This window comes from Klebsiella sp. GW_Kp181, from assembly GCF_040062315.1.
Lineage (GTDB): Bacteria > Pseudomonadota > Gammaproteobacteria > Enterobacterales > Enterobacteriaceae > Klebsiella > Klebsiella oxytoca.
Window position 1 is genome coordinate 20983 of the sequence record NZ_JBEAFR010000084.1, and the last position, 20288, is coordinate 41270.

Consider the following 20288-nt stretch of genomic DNA (forward strand, 5'->3'; position numbering starts at 1 on the left):
CTCTCCCTGATAATGTCCAGGAGAGCCGTAGCGGCTCTCCGTGAGATGTTAAGCCGCGTAGCCCGAATCCGTTACGCGCTTACGCAGTATGATGTATCCCGTGACTGCCGATAATATCGATCCAATCAGGATGCCAAGCTTGGCCCAGTTGATCAATCCGGGGTCGACGCTGCCGAAGGCCAGGGTGGCAATAAAAATCGACATTGTGAAGCCAATCCCACATAGAATGCCGACCGCCATAATTTGCTTGCAGGTTGTCCCTTCCGGCAACGAGGCCCATTTCAGCTTCAGCGCCAGCCAGCAGAATACGCTAATTCCCAATGGCTTACCGATAAACAGCCCGGCAATAATACCTAACGGCAGCAGCGAGGTCAGCCCTTCTACCGTGACGCCCTGCAAAGAAACGCCCGCGTTAGCGAAGGCGAACAGCGGCAGGATCAGGAAGGCCACCCACGGATGCAGCACGTGCTCAAGCTGCTTCGCCGGCGATTTACCGTTCTGCTCTTTTAGCGGGATCATAAAGCCGACAATGACGCCAGCCAGCGTTGCGTGAACCCCCGACTTCAGCACCGCAGTCCAGAGTATGGCGCCAACCAGAATATAGATCCCGGTACGCCGTACGCCGCTCAGATTCAGCGCCGCCAGCACCATAATGGCGCCGGCAGCGACAACCAACGACACCACGGAAAGATCGTGCGTGTAGAACAACGCAATAATAATAATGGCGCCCAGATCGTCGATGATGGCCAGCGCCATCAGAAAGATCTTCAGCGCAGCGGGAACCCGATTGCCCAGCAGCGCCAGTACGCCCAGCGCGAAGGCAATATCGGTCGCAGCCGGAATCGCCCACCCTTCTCTGGCGATCGCATCCTGGCCGTTAAATGCCAGATAGACTAACGCCGGAACCACCATGCCGCCCAACGCCGCGACGACCGGAAATACGGCCTGGCGACGGCTGGCCAACGCGCCCTGTTTCATCTCGCGCTTTACTTCCAGACCTATAAGCAGGAAAAATACCGCCATCAGCGCGTCGTTTATCCACAACAGCATGTTCTTGTTGATCTCTAACGCGCCTACGCGCAGCTGAACGGGCGTCTCCAGAAAAGAGCGATACAGGCCGCTGGTCAGGCCCGTATTGGCTAATAGCATCGCCATAGCGGCGGCGAAGATGAGGATTATCCCCCCGGATGCCTCGCTATGAAAAAAACGCTGTAGATGTTTCACTTTTACCTCACCTTATCGGCAAACAACTCGATAAAAGTATAATACAGACGCAAATACATCGAAAAAAGTAGGTTTAAATTGCCGTTAAGATCGTTTTTTACGAATGTATTCCCGTCAAATGCTGACCGGGTTAACCGGGCAGTGAAGTTTAAAAAGGCAGGCAGGAAAGACGGTTGTTATATTCATATTTCAAATGATTTAGCGCAGACGTCACGTTGGCAGGCGACATCCTGGTGAGCCAGGGAAGGAAAGGATGGCGATAAATATAGTCTATAAATTCGCTGGCGCTTCGCAGGGTCGCATGCCGTAACAGGCCGGTTTTCTTACTTCCGGTCAGGTTACAAACGGCCATGGCGTAGTCCCGCGTGGAGAATGTTCGCCAGACATTGTTGCGGATCCCGCCGCTGTAGAACAGTCGCGGTGGCATTTCGCCATGAGGGGGGTTTACACCGCGTTCTCTGACGAATGAGATATGGCAGCGCCCCTGCCGGACCTGCGCCAGGTTTGCCATCATACATCCGCCAAGGATGAAACACTCATGATCGAGATAATGCTGCACATTTAGCGAACGCTCATCGGTTAACATTCGCACCAGTTCAAAATGTCGATAGGCCGGCAATACGGGTTTAACCAGCATACCTCGCACATGCCGGTGCAACGTTCCCGGCCCATAATCAATGTCAAACAGCGCGCCACGACGCCGCATAGTGAGCATTTCTTTGCGTTGCACGAGATACGCCAGCGTGCCTGGGGGCAGTCGTTCTTCATATTGCGATTGATACTGATACGCCGGCTCAACCGGGCGTGGAGTATAGTTCGTCGAGATAGCCACCACTTTACCGCTTTTTTCCTCAGCGGTGACCAGCACATACAGCCGATTCTCTCCACCGTTAAAACCAAGGCTAAACGCCCGGGTGGTGAGAACAATATCAAACGCCGGAAAGTCAAAAGCGCGCTCCGCCAGGTCCGCGCGATAAGAGAGGTTAGCTAATTCGCGGCCTAATGTAGTGTTATCGATAGCCAGTAGAGTGCGAATATCGTTAAGCGAGCTGCCTTGCTGGATGAGAGCGGCAAGCTCCTGCTGGCGAGGCGTGAGGGTCAGGCTGTCCGGTATCACGAAGGTCTTGCTGCAGTCGCGACATGCCATACGCCGCTCGCCCTGCGCCGAGTAGCCGTAGCGTTTTAGAGAAACGCTGCCGCATCCCGGACACTGCTTAACCAGCCCCTTCCATCCCTGGTTTACCGTGCGGCGAAAAGCGTTAAGGGAAATCGCCGAAATGGGCGGAAAGAGAAAGCCGCATTCCCGGCACAGGATATTTTCTCCCTGACGAAGGTAATCAGGGCTATTAAGCACGCCAAGATTTTTACAACCGGGCGTTTTGCAACTATTAACATTAACGTCGTTAAACATATTCACTCACTGCGAATATTTCCCTCGGGCCTCGCTGATTTTATCACTATTATTTCTCCAGGGTAAAAGCGCGTTATCACCCTTTTTTTGATTATGAGTAACGGTTCAGGTTATTGCAGCCTCTGTCTATCCGCAGATGCGGGCCAATAAAAATACCTGATTCAACGTCAGAACGCTGAATCAGGCAGGTATGGCGCCAGGTAGCATACGATTATGGTATGCTAATATTTCATCAGCCCCAGGTCACCGGCGTCGGTTTATCGCCGCGGGCTTTCATCAGTGAATCATTATCGATGTCATTTTTATATTTCAGAAACTCAGCGAACATCCGCTGCTCAATTTCGGGCTGCTTACCGATTTGATTTAGCGTTTCTGCGCGATCCTGCTTCAGATTATAGAGGTATTTAGCCTTACCTTGGCGGTCAATAATCATTTTCCAGTCGCCGTCGCGAATCGCCCATTCATCGGTCGGATCGTCCTGGAACGGCATATCGATACCGAAAATCAGCGGTTTTTCCCGCTTGAACGCTTGCTTCTCCAGTACCGGTACGATTGACTGGCCGTCATAGGTACGGTCCTTCGGCAGAGGGAAGTTCATCATCTGCGCCAGCGTCGGCATCCAGTCCAGACCCGACATCGGCGTTTCTGAGACCATCCCCTGCGGAATATGGTGACCATATTTGATAATCGCCGGGACGCGAATTCCGCCTTCCCACAGGTTATCTTTACGACCCCGCAGCCCATCCGTTTCACCAGCAAGGTTCAGCTCATAAACTTTTCGCGCTTCGCGGGTAACCGGGCCGTTATCGCTGGTAAAAATTACGATCGTGTTATCTTCTTCACCTATTGCTTTAATCTTGTCGAGAACTTTCCCTACCTGAGCATCCATATAGCTGATGTTGGCATAGTACTCACCGGCGCCGCGCCAGGGCTTATCCGCCCAATCACCGTAGAACAGATCCGGGTGCTGCTTCGCATAAGCGCTAATATAAGGCGCATACATATCGAGATATTTCTTCGGCGAGGCCAGCGGGCTATGCACTTCGGTAAAGGCGACGTAGAGGAAGAAGGGGTTGTTATCTTTCTTCTTATCCAGCCAGTTGACGACTTCCGAACTCACCAGCTCGCCGCTGAACGTCTTCGCGCGACCGATAGGTTTCTCGTTGCGGGTAAAACCGGTGGGATAGACCATGCCGTAGCGAGGACGCTCTTTGGCGTTATCCAGCGTTGAGTCGCTCACGAACCCGGCGGTATTGACCAGCCTGTAGTCAAAGCCCATGTCCTTCGCCTGCGGCTGGTCGGTACGATCGCCGCCGGCGTTGAGATGGAGTTTGCCCATAATCGCCGTATCGTAACCCTGCTGCTTCAGCAGATTCGCAATCGTCAGCTCGTTACGGCCTAAGGCAACATTTTTCCCCTCCGGGATCCACGATCTAATGCCCGTACGAAACGGCATGCGGCCGGTCAACAGGCCCGCCCGCGAAGGTGAGCAGAGCGGCGCCGGAGCATAATAATCGGTGAACTTCACCCCTTCCTGAGCCAGCTTATCAATATTGGGCGTTTTGACGATTTGATGCCCATAGGCGCCCAGGTCACCATAGCCTAAATCATCTGCCAGAATGATGACCAGATTGGGATGTTTAGCATCAGCGGCATAAACAGAATGCATGGCGCTACCTGCGCATAATGCCAGGCCAATCAGGCCGGCAACACATGTTTTTTCATGTTAATCCCTCAAAAAAAAATTTAAAAATTGATAACGCAACATATAACGCATTTAATCCCATAAGCCCTCTGGCCAGATGTATTATTGCTCTCTCACCAGCCTATAATTGCAGATATTCATGGGAGTAAAATTGATGTATCCCTAGCCAAACCGGCCAATCGGGAAAGAAGTATCAATCGAAAAGAAAATGATATTAGTGATTGAAATCTCACATAGCAACGGCATAAAAACTCATGCAAAAAGGGTGTCAATGAATGTTGTTAATAACCACATAAATGAATGTTTCTGTTGCAGAGAATATTCTCTTAACAATAATGAAAACGGCACTGACTCATTAAAAAGATGCGCAAGAAATACCCTCTTCTCCGCTCCCTCTCTTGCCTGAGGGACCGGGGCGATCGGATTATTGGCAATAACAGACGGGCGTGAGGATCAGTCATAGACCACACGCAGCAGCGTTAGCTGTTTGTCCTCATCCAGGTAGGACTTTTCAATCGTGGCATAGGGGGAGGATATGGGCACAATGAGGTTTTCCACGGTGATATGACGCTCAAGACGATCCTGACGCTGGCATAAAATATCGGAGGTTCCCGTTTCGTTCCAGCAGGCGGCGGTTATCACGCTACCGGAAAACTGAAGCTGACCGCCGGAGGCGAGGCACGCGCAGCCGATAAACCATAGCGGCAAGACCAGCGCGGGTATCACACTATGTATGAGGGGCATTTTTTCCATGTTTCGACACTCCTGTGTTTGATTTCACCGGGGCGTGACCCCCCCGGTGGAGAACGCCGTCCCTAGCCTTTCGCTTTCTGAATCGCCGTCTGCAGAGCATCCTGCGAGGAGCTGCCGGGCATCACCGAGACGCGGTTAGCCTCCGGCGTTTTCGCCTGTGGCATCACGACAAACGCGGGGGTACCGGAAAAGTTCATATGCTGGGCCAGCGCCTGATTTGCCAGCAGAGCGTCATGAACCGCCCCGCTATCCTGCGCCTGCTTGACCTCCGCGATCTTCTCTTTCGACAGATAATGCTGCGCCAGGCCATAGACATCCTGTTCCGTGAGCGCGCCTTCCACTTTACCGGTGGCATAGAGCGCGTTATGCCAGTCAAGATATTTGGCGCCGCCGTCGCTTAACCACACCTGTTCGCCGATCCTTGCTGCCAGCCCCGATACCGGCCAGCGCGAAGAAAAAATAGGGAACTCTTTGAAAACAAAGCGCGTATCCGGGTTGGCTTTGATCAGCGCCTCGATAACCGGCGCCATTTTGCTGCACCATGAACACTGATAATCAAAGAACATGACCACTGCAGCTTTCGCATCTGCCGGGCCAACGGATGGGCTGGCGCTGCTCAACAGCCCGGCCTGATACTGCAGGGCCAGCTGTACGTAAGCCTGCTGTTGGGCGATCTGCTGCCGCTGATGTAGCGTTTCGCTGGCGGCGATGAGAAATTCCGGGTGATTGGCCAGATACGTGGCTACGGCTTCGCCGACTTTATCCGGATGGCTGGCGATATAGGCCTCCGCCGCCGGACCAATCTGCGACGCCGGCTCGCCGTTCTCCGCCTGCGCCGGTAAAGAAATCGCGCCGCTAATCAGCGCCAGCGCCGCCAGGCAGCTTAGCTTTAAAGATGAATCGTGCATAAAACAAACTCTCATTCCAGGGATAAAAATCAGCGCGCCAGCAGTACGTTCGCCGCTATCGGCGGCAGCACGCGGCCATAATCATTAATGCTTTGCCAGCGCACCTCGCAGCGGGTCGCCCGCTGGCACCAGTCGGTTTTGCGCGTCGAAAAAGGGGCGACGACACCTGCGGTATCAATGGGCCGGCCGTTGGCCTTGAGCGAGAAGAGCGTGACGTAATAAGGGCCCGGGTTCTGTACCGACAGCCCCTCCGGGGTCAACGTCCAGCGCAGCCCCCGGTACGCCTGCTGGGGATTGCCTGCCAGGCCAGCAGGACGATAGATAAGCTTCAGCGCGGAACGAAAGGCCATCTGAACATGATGGTCGCCAGGCTTACCGGAGGGTATGGCGGCAATACTCAATGTGAACAGGCTTTCCCGGTCGGGGGGGAGCGCGTCGCCGGTCCAGGTCACGCGCAGCGTATTCTCCTGCTCTGCCGCAAGACGGAACAACGGCGGCGTAATGATAAAGGGGGGTCTGTTCCCTGCGGCAATAGCCGCGCCGGTCCATCGTCGCGCCAACTGAATGTGGCTATCAATAAGCCAGCTCTCAGAAGAGGTGTTGCTCACCGGCACGCTTAGGGTCGGCATCTGCGCATGATAGATAAACCGCGTCCCGCCGATCACCACGCCCGCCTGAGCCACAGGGATCGGCAGCAGCCAGATCATCACGATATAAAAAAGAAGTTTATTCATAGGCGAGGATAAACGTGGCTGAAGCATTCGCCTTTCCGGCCGTAACCGCGCTGCCGTCCGCGATATAGCGAGCATAGAACTGCAGATGCGCGGAAGTCTGCCCCGGAGAAAGCGCGATGACTTCGCTCGTCTGCCCTGGCGGAATAAGATGTTTATCCTGGTCATAGAGGCCAATGCCAATCCCTGTGGCATCGTCCGCCGCGTCGATAAGCGCCAGGAGATCCGTATTTCGCTGATTTGCCGTCCCGCTGAAGCTCACCGTAACGCCGCTGACGGTGCTGCCGCAGTTTTGCAAATCAATGGCGAAAGGCTGCCAGGCAGAACCATCGCCAGCATGGTAAAACTGACGGTTCGATACGCTGCCCATCTCCACGTTAATGTTTTCTGAATCCGGCGACAGCGTGCAGGTATTGTCGGTAATCGTGCCGGTGACATAGACACGCCCGTCATGCGCGTCTGCTGTTGCTGTCGTCAGAAGGCAGCAAGCCATGCAGGCATAATAAGCATATTTATTCATCGCCGCGCCTATTCGTATTGCAGGTCGAAATACATCACCGCCGTCGCATTGCCGGAGGTGACCACTGGCCGTGTCGATTTGTAGCGAATGTAGAAGGAGAGCGTATTGCGCCCGGCCTTGAGGGGATAAATTACTGATTCGCTATTATTCATACTGACATCATCTTGATCTTCATCAAGCAGCTCCACGCCGATGCCGCTGGCCAGCATATTTTCGTTACCCATGCCGGTATCGGTCAGCGCCAGCAGCGATGGATCATCACTGTCTGCCGTGCCGGTAAACCAGATTTTGGTTCCGGTAATTCCCCGGGAGCAGTTTTTCAGATTAATGTTAAACGGCTTAAATTTTGTCGTCGTTCCGGTTGCGGGAAAATCCTCAACCGAAAACTGCCCCAAATCGATACTCTGGCTGACGCTGGAAATCTCCACATCGCAGGTTTGCGCAACGATCGTGCCGGTAAATTCCAGGTTATTGCCGGTATCACCGGCCCGGCAAAATGGGCTCCCGCAGAGGAGCGCTAAAAAGAGACCGCGTTTTAAGCTCATTTAGTCGAAGTCCACCCGCAGGTTAGCCAGCGCGGTAAATACGCCCTCTGCGGGGATTTCACCGGTCGTGCTAACCGGATAAGCCTGCAGCGCGATGTTGGCTTTGCCGGCATCGTCAGTGACGAAAGGCACCACGCTGCTGGCATCGTTTGGCGTCAATACCGCGCCATCGTTGGTCTCAACCACCACGCCGACGTCCGGGTTATCCGAGGCGATAGCCTGGTTAAGGTGAGTATCCGCTGTCGCAATCAGCCGCAGGCTTAAATTAACCTGCGAATTCACGCCGCTGCATTTCACCGGCACCCTGAATTTTTTATTTCTGACGCTCACCGGCTTTGCCCCGGCGCGGTTGAAGCCACCGCTATAAAGCGAGCCGAAATCCACAAGAATGGTCTGCCCTGCGTTGATTTCGCAGCTTTGTGGCACGGTTACCGTTCCGCTGTAAGCAATGTTGTAAACCACGTTGCTCAGGGGATCGCTCGCCCCTGTCGTCACGTAGACGTTAAACATGGTCTTCGGAGTGATAGTGACGGTACCCACGAAAGGCCTGGCAATCTTGAGCTGAAACACCAGGTTAGAGTCGCGGATGTAGAACGGTTTGCCGGCGTTTACGCTGTCATCGGTGCCCATATAGGCGTAGTTAGTAGGGAGATAAAGGGTTCCTGCCGCGGAGTCGTCAATTCTCATCGCCCCCTCCAGATAGTCAGGGTCGAGCTTTAAATACTTCCAGGGGCCGCTGGTTTCAACCACGGCGTAGGGTGAAACATAGGAACGATACGTCCGGTTCGAGAATGCCGATCCAGCGGGACACACGGCCTGAACGTTCACTTCCTGGTTTTTGGTCAACTGAACCGTATTCCCCGCCGCGTTTTGGGCCGCCGTGAGGGTGGTACTCAGATCGTAATCGACCGTAGTAGGCGCGCCGTTGACGTTTTGACAGACGGCAGCCTGAGCCGCATTGGCTAACAGCAGCCCCGCCAGCGGAATAAAAAATAAACCTGTCTTCATTTAGCGGCATTCCACGCGTTGTCGCACCAGGGCCTGCCGGGTTGCGGGAAGTTGATAATGCACCAGACACTGGCGGGAAGCTCCCCGGCCCCACTGCACCTTAAGCGTCCCCTGAGGGCTCAGACCGGCCAGGTAAACTTCGCCGCCATCGCCGACGATCGCCTCCTCCGCTGACGCATCGGTCGAGGCGGTCGCGCCGAACGGTACCGGCTGCCCGTCATGCAGCAGCGTCAGGAGCGCACGTTCGCCGACGCGCGCTTTAAAGCTGGCCAGTACCAGCGCGCCCTGCGTAGGCACGACGTTCACGACGGCATCGTCGATATCCACGTCATCCGCCATCGAGTTCACATCCAGCGCCATGCGATTTTGGCGATAGGTCGTGGCGTAAGGCACCACCGCATAGCCCCGGCGATCGGTATGAATGCCCGGCTCGTCATCAATATTGACATTGCCTGCTCCCGGAGCGGCGATCAGCACGTTGGTCTCGCCCAGCGGCTGGCTCAGCGTTAAGCCGTGCGCATGCGCCACTATGCCGCCGCTCAGCCCGTAATTTATCTGCTGATAATCGCCGTTATTGCTGGTGTTATAGCCCACGTTGACATTGCCTTCGGCGCCATCATATTCGAGGCTGGCGGCGCCGCTTTTGCCAACGCCATGATTTTGATAACCCTGCTGTACGCTATAGCTGAGATTGTTTTGCGCCAGCGCGGTACCGCTTATTCCGGCATTTTGGCTGACGCCGCCGTGCCGATCGGTACTGGTGCTGAACGTGGCGTAGATATTGTGATGCTTGTGGGTGATATCATCGCTGTGATGTAGCCACTGGCTGAGCGGCAGCGAGAGATTCAGGGCAATAAGCTGGTCGCTCTTGTCCTCTCCCGGGGCACGGCTTTGGTTATAAGACAGGCTCCATGACACGCCCGCCAGGGTATCGCTATAGCCCACTTGCAGCAGCGTGTTCTTCTCACCGGTATGCCAGTAGCTCTGCTGACTACCGGTTACATAAAGCGAACCAAAACGCCCAAGCTGCTGCGAGATATTCAGCTGAATCTTGCCGCGTTTGGTGTAATAGAGGTTGTAGTAATCGCTCCAGCTACGCTGGTCTTCGTTTTCGTCGGTTGGACCGTTATAGCCAGACATGCGCTTCCACGCCGTCTCGTCGAGGGTATAAAAACCCGATGTTGAGTAGCGATAGCCGAGCAGCTGAAAGTTAGTTCCCAGACTATTCAGCGATTTAGCGTAAAGAAAACGCGTGGATTGCCCCTGATGCTCGCTATCATCAGCCAGGGTGCTGCGCGCCTGGGTCAGGTCGACGGAAATCGCCCCCCAGTCGCCCAGATTGGCTCCCGTACCTAACGCCAGCGCGCGATAATGATCGGCAAACTGCGTCCCGCCGTAAACGGTAAAGCCGTGCGGCAGGCCCCATATCAGCGTCGCCTGGCCAAACTTAACGTCCTCTTTCTGGCTGCTGTCGCCGCGATAGCTCGCCGCCGTGGCCGCGTATTTCAACCGCCCTTCACGTTGCAGAATTGGCACAGCGGAATACGGCACGCTATAGCGAGTGATGCTGCCATCGGACTCTTTTATCTCAACGCTCAAATCACCGCTGCTGGCCGTGGAGTAAAGGTCGTCAATGGTAAATGCGCCGGGAGAGACGTAGCGCTGGTCGATGGTGTAGCCATTCTGCCGAATGGTCACCTGGGCATTGCTTTTAGCGATACCGTGGATGGTCGGTGCGAAGCCTTTCATACTGTCAGGCAGCATGTTGTCATCGGAAGCCAGCTGAATGCCGCGAAAGGGCAAACTGTCGAAGATCGCGGAAGGCGTATAGCTATCTCCTGCGGTCAGTTCGCTTTTCAGAGCGCGCAGATCGCGCTCTACATACGTGCTGATATGCTGCCAGTCGCTTTTATTGCTCTCGCCGCCGCTGTTATCGTTCCAGGTGGAATAGTTACGCAAGCGCCAGGCGCCGAGGTTCAGGCCGCTGTTGAGGCCGAGAAACAGGGTATGGGCATCAACGCCGCCCTCGCTGCGATCGCGGCTATTCGCACCGGTAAACGTGTAATTAAGCAATAGCGCGTTGATCCCTTCATCCCAGTATTCAGGTGCAATATAGCCCCTGGCGCTGTTCTTCATCGCCGCCTGGGGAATACTGATATTCAGGCGCTGCTGGGTGAAATCAAAGCGCGCGAAGGCCGCAGGAATGGCGGCGGCAATATCCACGCACCCTTGAGAAGAGGGCTTTAACAACCCCGGAAAGGCCTCAACGTTCACCTTCATCTCTTTGAGCATATCAGGCGTCAGACAAGCGCTTAGCCCGGAGTCATCTGCGGCTGGCGTCCTGGCGGAGGGTTTCGCTTCGTAGAAGGTCATATCGCGGGTGGCAAGAAAGGCGCCATTCAGATAGACGTCGACCCGATAGACGCCAGGCGCCTGGCCGTTGCCTTCAAAACGTGAAAGATCGGCGATCTTTGACGGATCGTCCGATAAAAACGCGGGATTAAAATAGTTATCCGCCCAGCTCTTCGGCAGCGTTAACACGCTGACTAAAGTCAGGGTCATCAGCACCGGTTTACTGACAGACGGCGATTGACGCTTTATAGCAGCCATTTTCTGCACGCTAAGATTGGCTCTGGCAGGTTTGTACAGGCGTGGTCGCACCAAAATCATTGACGGTCTGGAAGGTTACCCGGCTTTCACTGCTCTGCAACGTCAGCTCGCTTTTCGGCGCGACCATGGCATTCGGCAGTTTTCGGCTTCCAGCATGTATTTCAACCAGAGAGACATAGTAGGGCGACGGATTGGTAACGATTAATCGACCGTTTTGGCTATGGCAGCGCAGCATCGCGGGCGCATTTGTGGAAGGAACGGGCAAATCCGCAGGACGAATAAAAAGTTTAATGACGCTTTGAGTCGCAATTTGCAATGAATTATTCGCCAGTCTGGTTTTATCGACCGAGGGGATCGCTTTGCTATTGAGATAAAACACGCTTTCCCGGTCGGTGGGCAAAGACGGACCGATGTACATAATTCGCAAGGTGTTCTCTTTTTTCGGCTGAATCACGAACAGCGGCGGGGTAATAATAAAATCAGCGCTCCGGCTACCATCGGCATTGGCAACCCAGGACTGAATCAGGAAAACGTTGTTCTCCGAGGAGTTAATAACCGGCAGAGAGACCTGCTTGCTTCCCTGCGGATAGATAACGCGGGTTGATCCCAGAGCGATACCGCCCGCGTGCGCCTGGTTTATTATTCCAGCGATAGCCAGCAACAGCGATAGAAATTGAATTGTTCTTTTAAGCATTTTCTAAGTAAATAAACGATTTTGGGCGCAACACAAATAGCGTTTCCTCCGTGCAAGATGCACGGAGGAATACCTGAAAAGAAATCAGGAGTACACCATACTAAAGGTAGCGGTAGCAGAGACGTTACCGGCAACTACAGCGCCGGTGGCGATATAATCGACGCTCAGCGGAACCACGTTTTCACCATCAATTAAAGTTACGGTGCCAGAAGTATCGCCAATATTGAGCGGCTGGCCGTCCGGACCATACAGCTGCAGAGCGACGTTGGTAGCCGCACCAGCACCTGCGGTGTTGGCAAGGGAGCCGGCCAGCGTACCGTCCTGCTGACCGTTAAAAATAACTGCGGCTTCCTGGCTTACCGTGGTATCGCAATCTTCCAGTTTGATCGAGAAATCTTCTTTTTGATTCGCAACCATGCCGGCGGCCGTTAATTTGCTGGCACGAACCTGGCTTAAGGTGACCGTTTGATCAACGGAGTCAGCAGAAACAGAACAGGCGGCATTAACAACCTGGCCAACAAAATTAACAGTGCCACCAGAAACGGTCGCCGTATCCGCAAAAGCGGAAGTCATCATGCCGCCTGCAGAAATAGCAGTCACCATCATGGCTAATAGATGCTTTTTCATATAATCCCTTTTAAATTTAATAAAAACCCAGTGTTATAGTTTGATAAATATCAGACATTGGTGGACAAGGGCTTTCGCTCAGGCCAGCCTGACGACCCCTGGTTTTATATGCTACAGGAAGACACTCACGTCATTAATATGAGATAACTTACTGACCAGTAATCGCCTCACTCAAATAAACACTCTGACATTAGTTAATTATTATAAAAGGTATAAACAGTTGCAATCATCACCTGCTGTTTTTATAGGACTACAGATAACCCCATGTTTTAAAAGAGCTATAGACGTGAGGCATACCCTATGCCATCAGGACTATTGACTTTTTAATTAATACGTGAATGCACGAAAGGCAACCGTTCGTAATATTTTTTAAAAGGTGTTTAATTGATGTAAAAAAACACCTTTTATGCAACATCATTAATAGGCTGTCGGTAATTTCTTCATGTCTAATAAACGACCGCCATCAATACTAATGTAACCCCCTTTCTTAAGTTCAGAGAGGAGTTTCATCGTACGGCTACGGGATATGCCCGTTCGTCTTTGAATAAAGTTAAGGACGTTAATACTTTGTCGGTATTCGCTGGCATAAGCCCAAAGCTCGATTAATAATGCGCGCACCTTCAGATAAGAATCCACACCAACCAGCTCCCGATCCCGTACGCTCATCACCATCAGACGATAGGCAAGTATTCGTGCGACATCGTGCCACAGATCGCACTCATCGACGGTCTTAATAAAGTCGGGCAAAGAAACCGCACGTCCACTGCACTCGGTTTCGGCCACCAGAAAGTGCTCCGGTCGGGTCGGAACATCGTAGGTCACCCCGTAGCTGTCAACTAATCCGACAATAGAGGGCGCAAAAGCGGAACATACATGAAGTCCGCTGCCGCAGCGGCAAAATGAAAAAATTCCGGACTGCAGAAGAACTATTTTACTTTCTCCGGAAGAATTCAGTAAAAACTCATCGCCAGGATTTAAATTAAAAGGCTTTCCAAAAGACCATAATGCGGAGAAGAGCGCATCAAGCGCTGCATAAGGTTTAGCCTGCTGGGAAAATAAATATGAGTGTAAGGTATTCTCATTATCGTTTTCAGCAACATCAACTTTCATTTTTTCATTAAAAACCATAATCATAGGTCAACCCAACATATACTTAATGAAAGGTGTCTTCAATTAATTATAAATAAAACCACCTGGTAGTATATCTGTACCAAACCCGCACAAATACGCAATACTTAGCACGATGAGTAAATTCTTAATAAGAATATCAACAAGCTCTATTAACTCTCAAAACATAATATTAACAGGAAAATAAAATTACAAATGAAACTATTTTTCGCAAAATAAAAAACCTCATAAAAAATAGTGATTCAGAATATTAAACTTTCTGAATCACTATGAGCAAGACGATGTTCTTTCACTACATAACAGAGGAAGAAAAGAGATTAGCTAAAATATTTTGGCGCTGAGTAATATTCCACCATTTTTTCTGCCAGCCAACCGCCATCTTCACCGTTAGAGTGAATCGTCGTAATACTTACCGTTGAGCCTCCGCCCCAAAGTACCGAGAAAACGTTATAGTCAGGGAGATTTAACGCCTGCATCTGCCCCCAGTCGTAGCCATTATCCTGGCGTAAAAAGTCACCGACTGTCGCTACGCCATAAGTAGCGCTATTCACCGTCGTATTTAACAGATCCGAAGCGATGGTATTGAGATCGCTGCCAATACGCACATCGCCCATAAAGAAGCTTCCACCCGACGCGTAGTGCGCGGCGGCAATTTTACTGTTGCCTTCGTCTACGGTTGGCATATGGCCCCCCGGGATTTGCCATAGCATAGCCGGTTTATGCAGGTCTTTAGCCGCTTGTTTTACCATCCCTAAATAATTAAACCAGCAGGTCGCGTTCCAGCCATAGTGCGCTAATGCATCCGGGCTAAAGCAATCGCGTTCAAATTTATCAAAGGCGATAAAATCTGGCGCATACTCACCGCTATACACTCCCAGCTCATTGATAAAGCTGGCTATCTCTGTCCCCTGGGCAACAGGATCGGCATTTGCTCTGAGTACCCAGTCTGCCGTTCCCGTCGCCCAGACGTTGGTCTGCCAGCCGAAGGCCACGTCCGGCGCAAACTGGCGCACAATATAGTTAATCGCCTGGACATAACCATAAAGATCGTTAGAAAACGTCGGCAACAGCGGCGCGCTGAATCCCGGAAGAGCAGGCAAAGCGTTAATCGCCGCCGCCAGTTGAACGTTAACCTGTACGCTATTCGCTTTACGTACCGCGGTATAGCCGTACGGCTCCTGCTGTATCGCGCCAAGGAAATCCGGATTCAGCCCAAAGGTGGCGGGAACGGCGTGCTGGTCGTCCTTCCAGGACTGCGCCGCAAGACACTGGGTGATGAAGTTACCAAAGTGGTTACGTAACCGCTGTCCGTCCTGAAGATCCGAGAGCGCGCTGCCGCCGCTGGCGTTAGCGGTATAAACCACCATGACCGGCATCACGGAGCGTTCCGCCTCTTTTTCAATCTCACGCACCAGCGGAACGGTTTTGTGAATCGGCAGCGAGTCATAATCAAGGAAGCCGTCACCGTTTTTATCCACTTCCGCCGCCGGTATCGGGTCGCCGCCGCCGTCAAAACCATCATATTTAAACAGGGCGCTAAAAGGGACGTCGCGATATAGCGATACGGTATCCGCGGCATTCACCGTCACCCCGCCGTGGGCAAGATAGTCCGGCCAGCCTTTAACCTGCAGTGGAACGCCCTGCACAAACTCGAGCGTAATATGATTGACGCTTTTCAGCAGCCGCAGCGGCGCATCCTGTTCACAGCGCCACGGTGTACCGGCGACGTAAACATCGGGAGTCTCAACGCTATACTGTCCGGGAGCCAGATGCATCGCCAGCGTTTGCAGACGGGCATCGCTCTCCAGCATCACGGTATATTGATATTGCCCGCAGCAGAACCGATAGCGCTGAGGCGATACGCCCTCAGGTAAACCTAGTATCGTCACCTGAACTTCGACAAAATCATGACTATCAACCCCGGTCTGCTGGAAGCCGATGCTCACCTCTTTCACCTGGCCCTGCTCAGGGGTAAAAATCGTCGGTCTGGCGGGATGGCTAATCATCTGGTTATTGATTACCGTCGGCTGTAAGCCAATCTCGTAGCAGTGACCGGCGATAAGCCGATCCACCAGCTGTATTTGGTTGACGGGCATCGTCAGGGTTCTTTCGCATACCCCAGATTCCGACCACAGCTCAACCACCATTTCCGCGCCGGCAAACTCAGGGGCATCGACGATAAGGCGTACTGAAGCAAACTGTACCGGCGCCTGATACGCGACCTGACAGGTCTGGCAGTCAGATCCGCCAGCCAGCTTCAGCCTGAACGTCGATTCAACGGGTACGATCCGCATATCATCATTACTCAGCTCCAGCACAGCGATCGTGTACTCACCCGCGCTAAGATCGCTGATGGTCAGCGTCTCTCCCCACTCGCCTGCAAAGCGTCGTGAAGTCGCATCCGGATAGAACAGGTCGATCGTCGGCTTCAGGGTGGTGTTTTGTTTTAACGAAGGGAACTGAATATTGATCTTGCCCTGACGGCCTGGGTCGTGCGCGAGGATTGCCGTTAAGCCGCTCATAGTGACCGGAGTTTGGGTAGCGGAAAGATAGAACTGCAGCTCAGCGCTTGCGCCGCCCTTTAGCCAGAATTGCCCATCATTATTTATCGTAATCGTGTTCTTTTCGATTGGCCAACCGCCGTCGCTGCCCAACGTTACGGGCTTGTTGCCGAGCAAAGATCCGCTGAACGCGCTGTAAGGATCGGGATGCGCGCTGGCGGTAAACTGCAGCTTAAGTTGGTTAAGGTCGATAGCCTGGGCATAGAGGTTGGTCAGCGTCAGAGTCACCCGTTGATACCAGCTGGTCGTGCTCAGCGGGCTTGCGACAACAGTCATTCCCTCTCCTTCCACAACCGCATCATCGTCCTGCTCTTCAGGCTCAGGAGCCATCTCATCCGTACCCTCATCGTCAGGGATAATCTCTTCCGGTTCAGGCGCGACATCATCAGTTTGATCATCGACGGGGGCTTCAGGTTCCGGCAGCCCTTCTTCCGCAGATTCATCAGCGCTATCATCTTGCGCAGATGAGGCCAGGGTTAAGCTAAAAGTTGAGATTTTGACCGGCACCTGAGTGGCGGCAAAGCTGAAGAATAACGTGCCGCTTTCACCGGGCTGCAGTAGCAGCGGTTGGCTGTTATTAATAATGATTTCATTGACGTCGAGGGTTCCCTGCGCTTTACCGCTTAAGGTGAGGGGCATATTCCCTTTAAGCGTACCGCCAAAATTGCCCCACGGATCCTGATGTCCGGACCCGGTAAAACCAATGGCCGCATGATTGATATCCACGGCGCTGTTATTTTCATTGGTGATGGTTAAGGTGATTTTTTGATACCAGCTGTTCACATCGATCTGGCTGTTTTTAATCGAGACCGTCATTGACAAAATTCCTCATTCCCTGGTGGAAAAAAGCCCCGGTAAACCGGGGCTTGCATTTTTTAGCCCACTATTTTTCGCTTAACGAAAAGGATCAGTAAGCACCAAGGTCAGTCCATGCCTGGCCCGCAGCGCAGTTCAGATCCGGCTGGTCGCCCAGAGACCACCATTTCACCTGGTAGTTATGGCCTTTCCAGCTGACGGTTTCAAAGGTGCCCCAGTTGCCGCCATAAATGGTGCTGGCATCCCACAGCGGGTAAGGCGTCGTCGCGTCATCCGTGGAAGTGTCATCTTCCGCAGGTGTGGTGTCTTCTTCCGGTTCGACAGGCTCTACCGGAACCACGGTATCGTCCTCTTCAGGCTCAGGCTGCACCTGAGACGCCGACGGAACGGCAACCAGCACATAACGCTGCTGGGAAGAAGGCTCGCCCCAGGCATCACGAACGAACAGGGTGAACTGGAAGTTGGTGTTAACGGTCACTTCCGGAACGACGAACTCGATGACGGCACTGGTCTTGTCTGCCACGCTGATTTCAGAAGGAACGCCCCAGCTCCAGGTAATCTCGTCTTTATCTTCATCAGAGGAACCTTCACCAGAGAGCTGTACGGTAGAACCGCCCACAACGCGCAGTTCAATGGCAGCCTTCGGCGCGTGGTTGATCGCCGGTTCAGGCTGAACGCTATCGTCATCCTGTTCATCTGCCGGATCGACGTTGATGCCTTCGAAATAGAACGGCTCCATATCGATAACTTCAGAAGCTATTTCATAGCCCAGACCTTCACGCGCGGCGTTCACCAGCACGCCGTTGTCCTGGTCGATAGTCCAGGTGAACATTCCCCCGAGCCCCAGCTTCGCGGCGTACTCGCCCTTGGCTTTAACAGAACGCGGCGTGTCCAGAGACATGAACAGTTTGCTTTCCGGGTTGTAGAGGTAATCCGCATTGGCCACCTGGTCGGTATAGACGTTGAAACCGTTGCGGCCTTTCTGGTTTTCCAGGTCCAGGTAGTTATAAATAACGTCATACCATTCGGTGGTACCGGATTCGAAGGTACCGGTGGTGGTACCGGTACCCGGGTTATAGGAGCCTTTCAGCGGAGACAGAGATTCCAGCTCAACGCTGCGGCCATTGCGGGTATAACCGGCATAGCCAATGTTAATGCGGTCTGCCGGGAAACCTTCGGCCAGCAGATGGTCGACGATGGTATTGACCGCCCAGCTGCCTTCTTCCAGCGCGTTCAGGTTGGTGTGATGGGTCAGGGTTTCCGCCCACGGCGTACCGAAGAAGTCATAGGTCATCACGTTGATGCCGTACAGACCGGCCTGCAGCAGCGCTTTCACGTTGGAGTAATCGAAGGTCTTCACTACCGCGGAGCTGGCAATGGAGATTTTGACGTTGCTCAGACCGGCGGAATCCAGCTGCTTACGCAGCTCGCCGATCAGCAGCGCATAGTTTTCGCCGTCTTCCGGGCCGTAAGGGTTGCCCGCGCCTTCCGCGTTCGGGTATTCCCAGTCGATATCCACTTCGCTGAACATCGGGAACTGTTTGAACAGTTTTACCACGCCTTTCGCGAAGGTTTTACGGGCGGAATCAGAAGCTGCAGTTTCGTGGAAGCCGTTACTCATGGTCCAGCCGCCGATGCTCATGGACAGCACCAGATCGTGACCCTGCTGCTTCGCTTTAGCCTGCAGATCGCGCAGGCCGCCGAGCAGACCTTTGGCATTCGCCTGAGTGACGGTTTTCGGATCGACGTCCCAGCCGCTGACGGAGTGGCCAACGTTAACGTAGGACTGGAAATCGCCCCACGGGTCGAGGAAGGTCGGCTCATATTTGACTTTTCCGCACTGCTCAGCGCCTTCGGCAACCACATCGCGGTACATCCCATCCACTTTATGGAAGCCGGTGACGCCGACGAAACCGACGATGATTTTGTCGTAAGCGGTAGGCGCGACGTTGGTCAGATCGTAACCGCGACCGCGGTTATCTTTCGAATCGTCTCCCTGCAGGCGACCATCATACTGGGACCAGTCGGTGTAGTAGCCGAATACTTTGGGCTTAGCCGTGGAAGACTTGTACTGGTTATATACAGGCTTCGCGACGCGAGCAGAAGTATAGCTGTATGCGCTGACTTCTTTCGCTGGGTTAAAGCCGTCTGCGGCGTTGCTGGTTTCGGTCAGCGTATCGCCCTGAATCAGTTTGCTAGTAGCCATTATTAATTTCCTTTTAAGCTTGAAAAATTGTCGCAGTTCGTTCTGCCGGACCAATAATTCAATGCTTACGAGACAATGGCTAATCACATAACATCATGTTTTCAACATCTCATTCACGCTATTTTATGCGAGAAAAATGATGGCGGTAATTCTTAAATCATCAGCGGATATACGTATCTCAGCAAAATCATGGCGAAAACATCAGCAGCACATTAAATCTCATTTATCAGTGGGTTAAATATCATTTACTTTACATGAGATTATGTGATTAAGCTCTCATCATCAAATGACATTAGAATAATACGAATGACAAGTAATAGATTAAGCCAATTCTCGTACAATATATTGAACCCACGCAATCAGGATCTATATATCTAAAGGACGACAACATGAAAACTTATCTCATCAATGATAATTGCGTTTACAACGAAGGAAAGTATGAGCTGAGAACCACCTCAAACTCACAGGTCATTAAAATGACGGCAATGAGGGCGAAGTGCCTGAGCTTCATCATCGAAAATGCAAATATGGATATTATTGAACGGCAAAAAATAACTTCAGAATTATGGGGAAGCCGTAGTCACTTTGTGAATGACGCAAATTTAACGCAAATACTCTACTTAATCAGAAGAGATCTGAAGTCCCTTGGGATAAATGACCTGTTTATCACCATCCCAAGACAGGGCATTCAGGTTAATAAAGAGATTCCTATTAAAGCCATGGAGAGCGAAAAGAAAGGAACAAAACGACAGGTGTTCAGAAAGACGCTGGCAGCATTAACCACCGTGTTTTCTGTGACCCTCGGTACGGTGATGTACCTGCACATTCATTAATTCAAGGA

16 protein-coding genes are annotated in these 20288 nt (G+C 52.6%); 1 reads left to right on the forward strand and 15 read right to left on the reverse strand.

The features are described from left to right. Positions 1 to 48 precede the first annotated feature (48 nt). From nhaA to ABLV11_RS24395, 15 genes are all read right to left on the reverse strand, one after another. Positions 49 to 1224, reverse strand: coding sequence for a Na+/H+ antiporter NhaA (nhaA, locus tag ABLV11_RS24325; protein WP_016809073.1), 1176 nt, complete (start codon positions 1222 to 1224; stop codon positions 49 to 51). A 148-nt stretch (positions 1225 to 1372) separates the two neighbouring features. Beyond that, complete coding sequence (locus ABLV11_RS24330) at positions 1373 to 2635, reverse strand: IS1 family transposase (RefSeq protein WP_126488415.1); 1263 nt, start codon at positions 2633 to 2635, stop codon at positions 1373 to 1375. Positions 2636 to 2867: 232 nt separating this feature from the next. Next, positions 2868 to 4304, reverse strand: coding sequence for a sulfatase-like hydrolase/transferase (locus ABLV11_RS24335; protein WP_348855916.1), 1437 nt, complete (start codon positions 4302 to 4304; stop codon positions 2868 to 2870). A 489-nt stretch (positions 4305 to 4793) separates the two neighbouring features. After that, a complete protein-coding gene (locus ABLV11_RS24340) occupies positions 4794 to 5093 on the reverse strand; it encodes a hypothetical protein (protein WP_017145020.1) in 300 nt (99 codons plus the stop codon). Between the two features lie 62 nt (positions 5094 to 5155). Then, positions 5156 to 6001, reverse strand: coding sequence for a DsbA family protein (locus tag ABLV11_RS24345; protein ID WP_004108353.1), 846 nt, complete (start codon positions 5999 to 6001; stop codon positions 5156 to 5158). A 29-nt stretch (positions 6002 to 6030) separates the two neighbouring features. Then, positions 6031 to 6735 carry a pili/flagellar-assembly chaperone gene (locus ABLV11_RS24350; RefSeq protein ID WP_348855918.1) on the reverse strand — a complete coding sequence of 235 codons (705 nt, stop codon included), beginning with the start codon at positions 6733 to 6735 and terminating at the stop codon, positions 6031 to 6033. After that, positions 6728 to 7225, reverse strand: coding sequence for a fimbrial protein BcfF (locus tag ABLV11_RS24355; RefSeq protein ID WP_126489684.1), 498 nt, complete (start codon positions 7223 to 7225; stop codon positions 6728 to 6730). The genes ABLV11_RS24350 and ABLV11_RS24355 overlap by 8 nt, the downstream gene beginning before the upstream one ends. Positions 7226 to 7260: 35 nt before the next feature. Continuing rightward, on the reverse strand, positions 7261 to 7797 hold the full coding sequence (locus ABLV11_RS24360) for a fimbrial protein BcfE (protein ID WP_126488412.1): 537 nt from the start codon (positions 7795 to 7797) through the stop codon (positions 7261 to 7263). Next, the gene (locus ABLV11_RS24365; protein ID WP_070557724.1) at positions 7798 to 8805 is read right to left on the reverse strand and encodes a fimbrial protein BcfD; all 1008 of its coding nucleotides are present in this window, start codon (positions 8803 to 8805) and stop codon (positions 7798 to 7800) included. Continuing rightward, positions 8806 to 11415, reverse strand: coding sequence for a fimbrial biogenesis usher protein (locus ABLV11_RS24370; protein ID WP_126488411.1), 2610 nt, complete (start codon positions 11413 to 11415; stop codon positions 8806 to 8808). A gap of 10 nt (positions 11416 to 11425) precedes the next feature. Further along, complete coding sequence (locus ABLV11_RS24375; protein WP_126488409.1) at positions 11426 to 12109, reverse strand: fimbria/pilus periplasmic chaperone; 684 nt, start codon at positions 12107 to 12109, stop codon at positions 11426 to 11428. A gap of 84 nt (positions 12110 to 12193) precedes the next feature. Next, a complete protein-coding gene (locus tag ABLV11_RS24380) occupies positions 12194 to 12736 on the reverse strand; it encodes a fimbrial protein BcfA (RefSeq protein WP_004108376.1) in 543 nt (180 codons plus the stop codon). A 417-nt stretch (positions 12737 to 13153) separates the two neighbouring features. After that, complete coding sequence (locus ABLV11_RS24385; protein WP_224250590.1) at positions 13154 to 13870, reverse strand: winged helix-turn-helix transcriptional regulator; 717 nt, start codon at positions 13868 to 13870, stop codon at positions 13154 to 13156. A 311-nt stretch (positions 13871 to 14181) separates the two neighbouring features. Continuing rightward, positions 14182 to 17241 carry a chitinase gene (locus ABLV11_RS24390; RefSeq protein WP_348855921.1) on the reverse strand — a complete coding sequence of 1020 codons (3060 nt, stop codon included), beginning with the start codon at positions 17239 to 17241 and terminating at the stop codon, positions 14182 to 14184. Positions 17242 to 17332: 91 nt separating this feature from the next. Then, a complete protein-coding gene (locus ABLV11_RS24395; protein ID WP_126488405.1) occupies positions 17333 to 19447 on the reverse strand; it encodes a glycosyl hydrolase family 18 protein in 2115 nt (704 codons plus the stop codon). A gap of 389 nt (positions 19448 to 19836) precedes the next feature. Here ABLV11_RS24395 and ABLV11_RS24400 point away from each other — a divergent pair, with 389 nt between their 5' ends. Beyond that, positions 19837 to 20280: a transcriptional regulator gene (locus ABLV11_RS24400; RefSeq protein WP_004108388.1), complete on the forward strand. Its 444-nt coding sequence runs from the start codon at positions 19837 to 19839 to the stop codon at positions 20278 to 20280. The last annotated feature ends 8 nt before the right edge of the window (positions 20281 to 20288 follow it).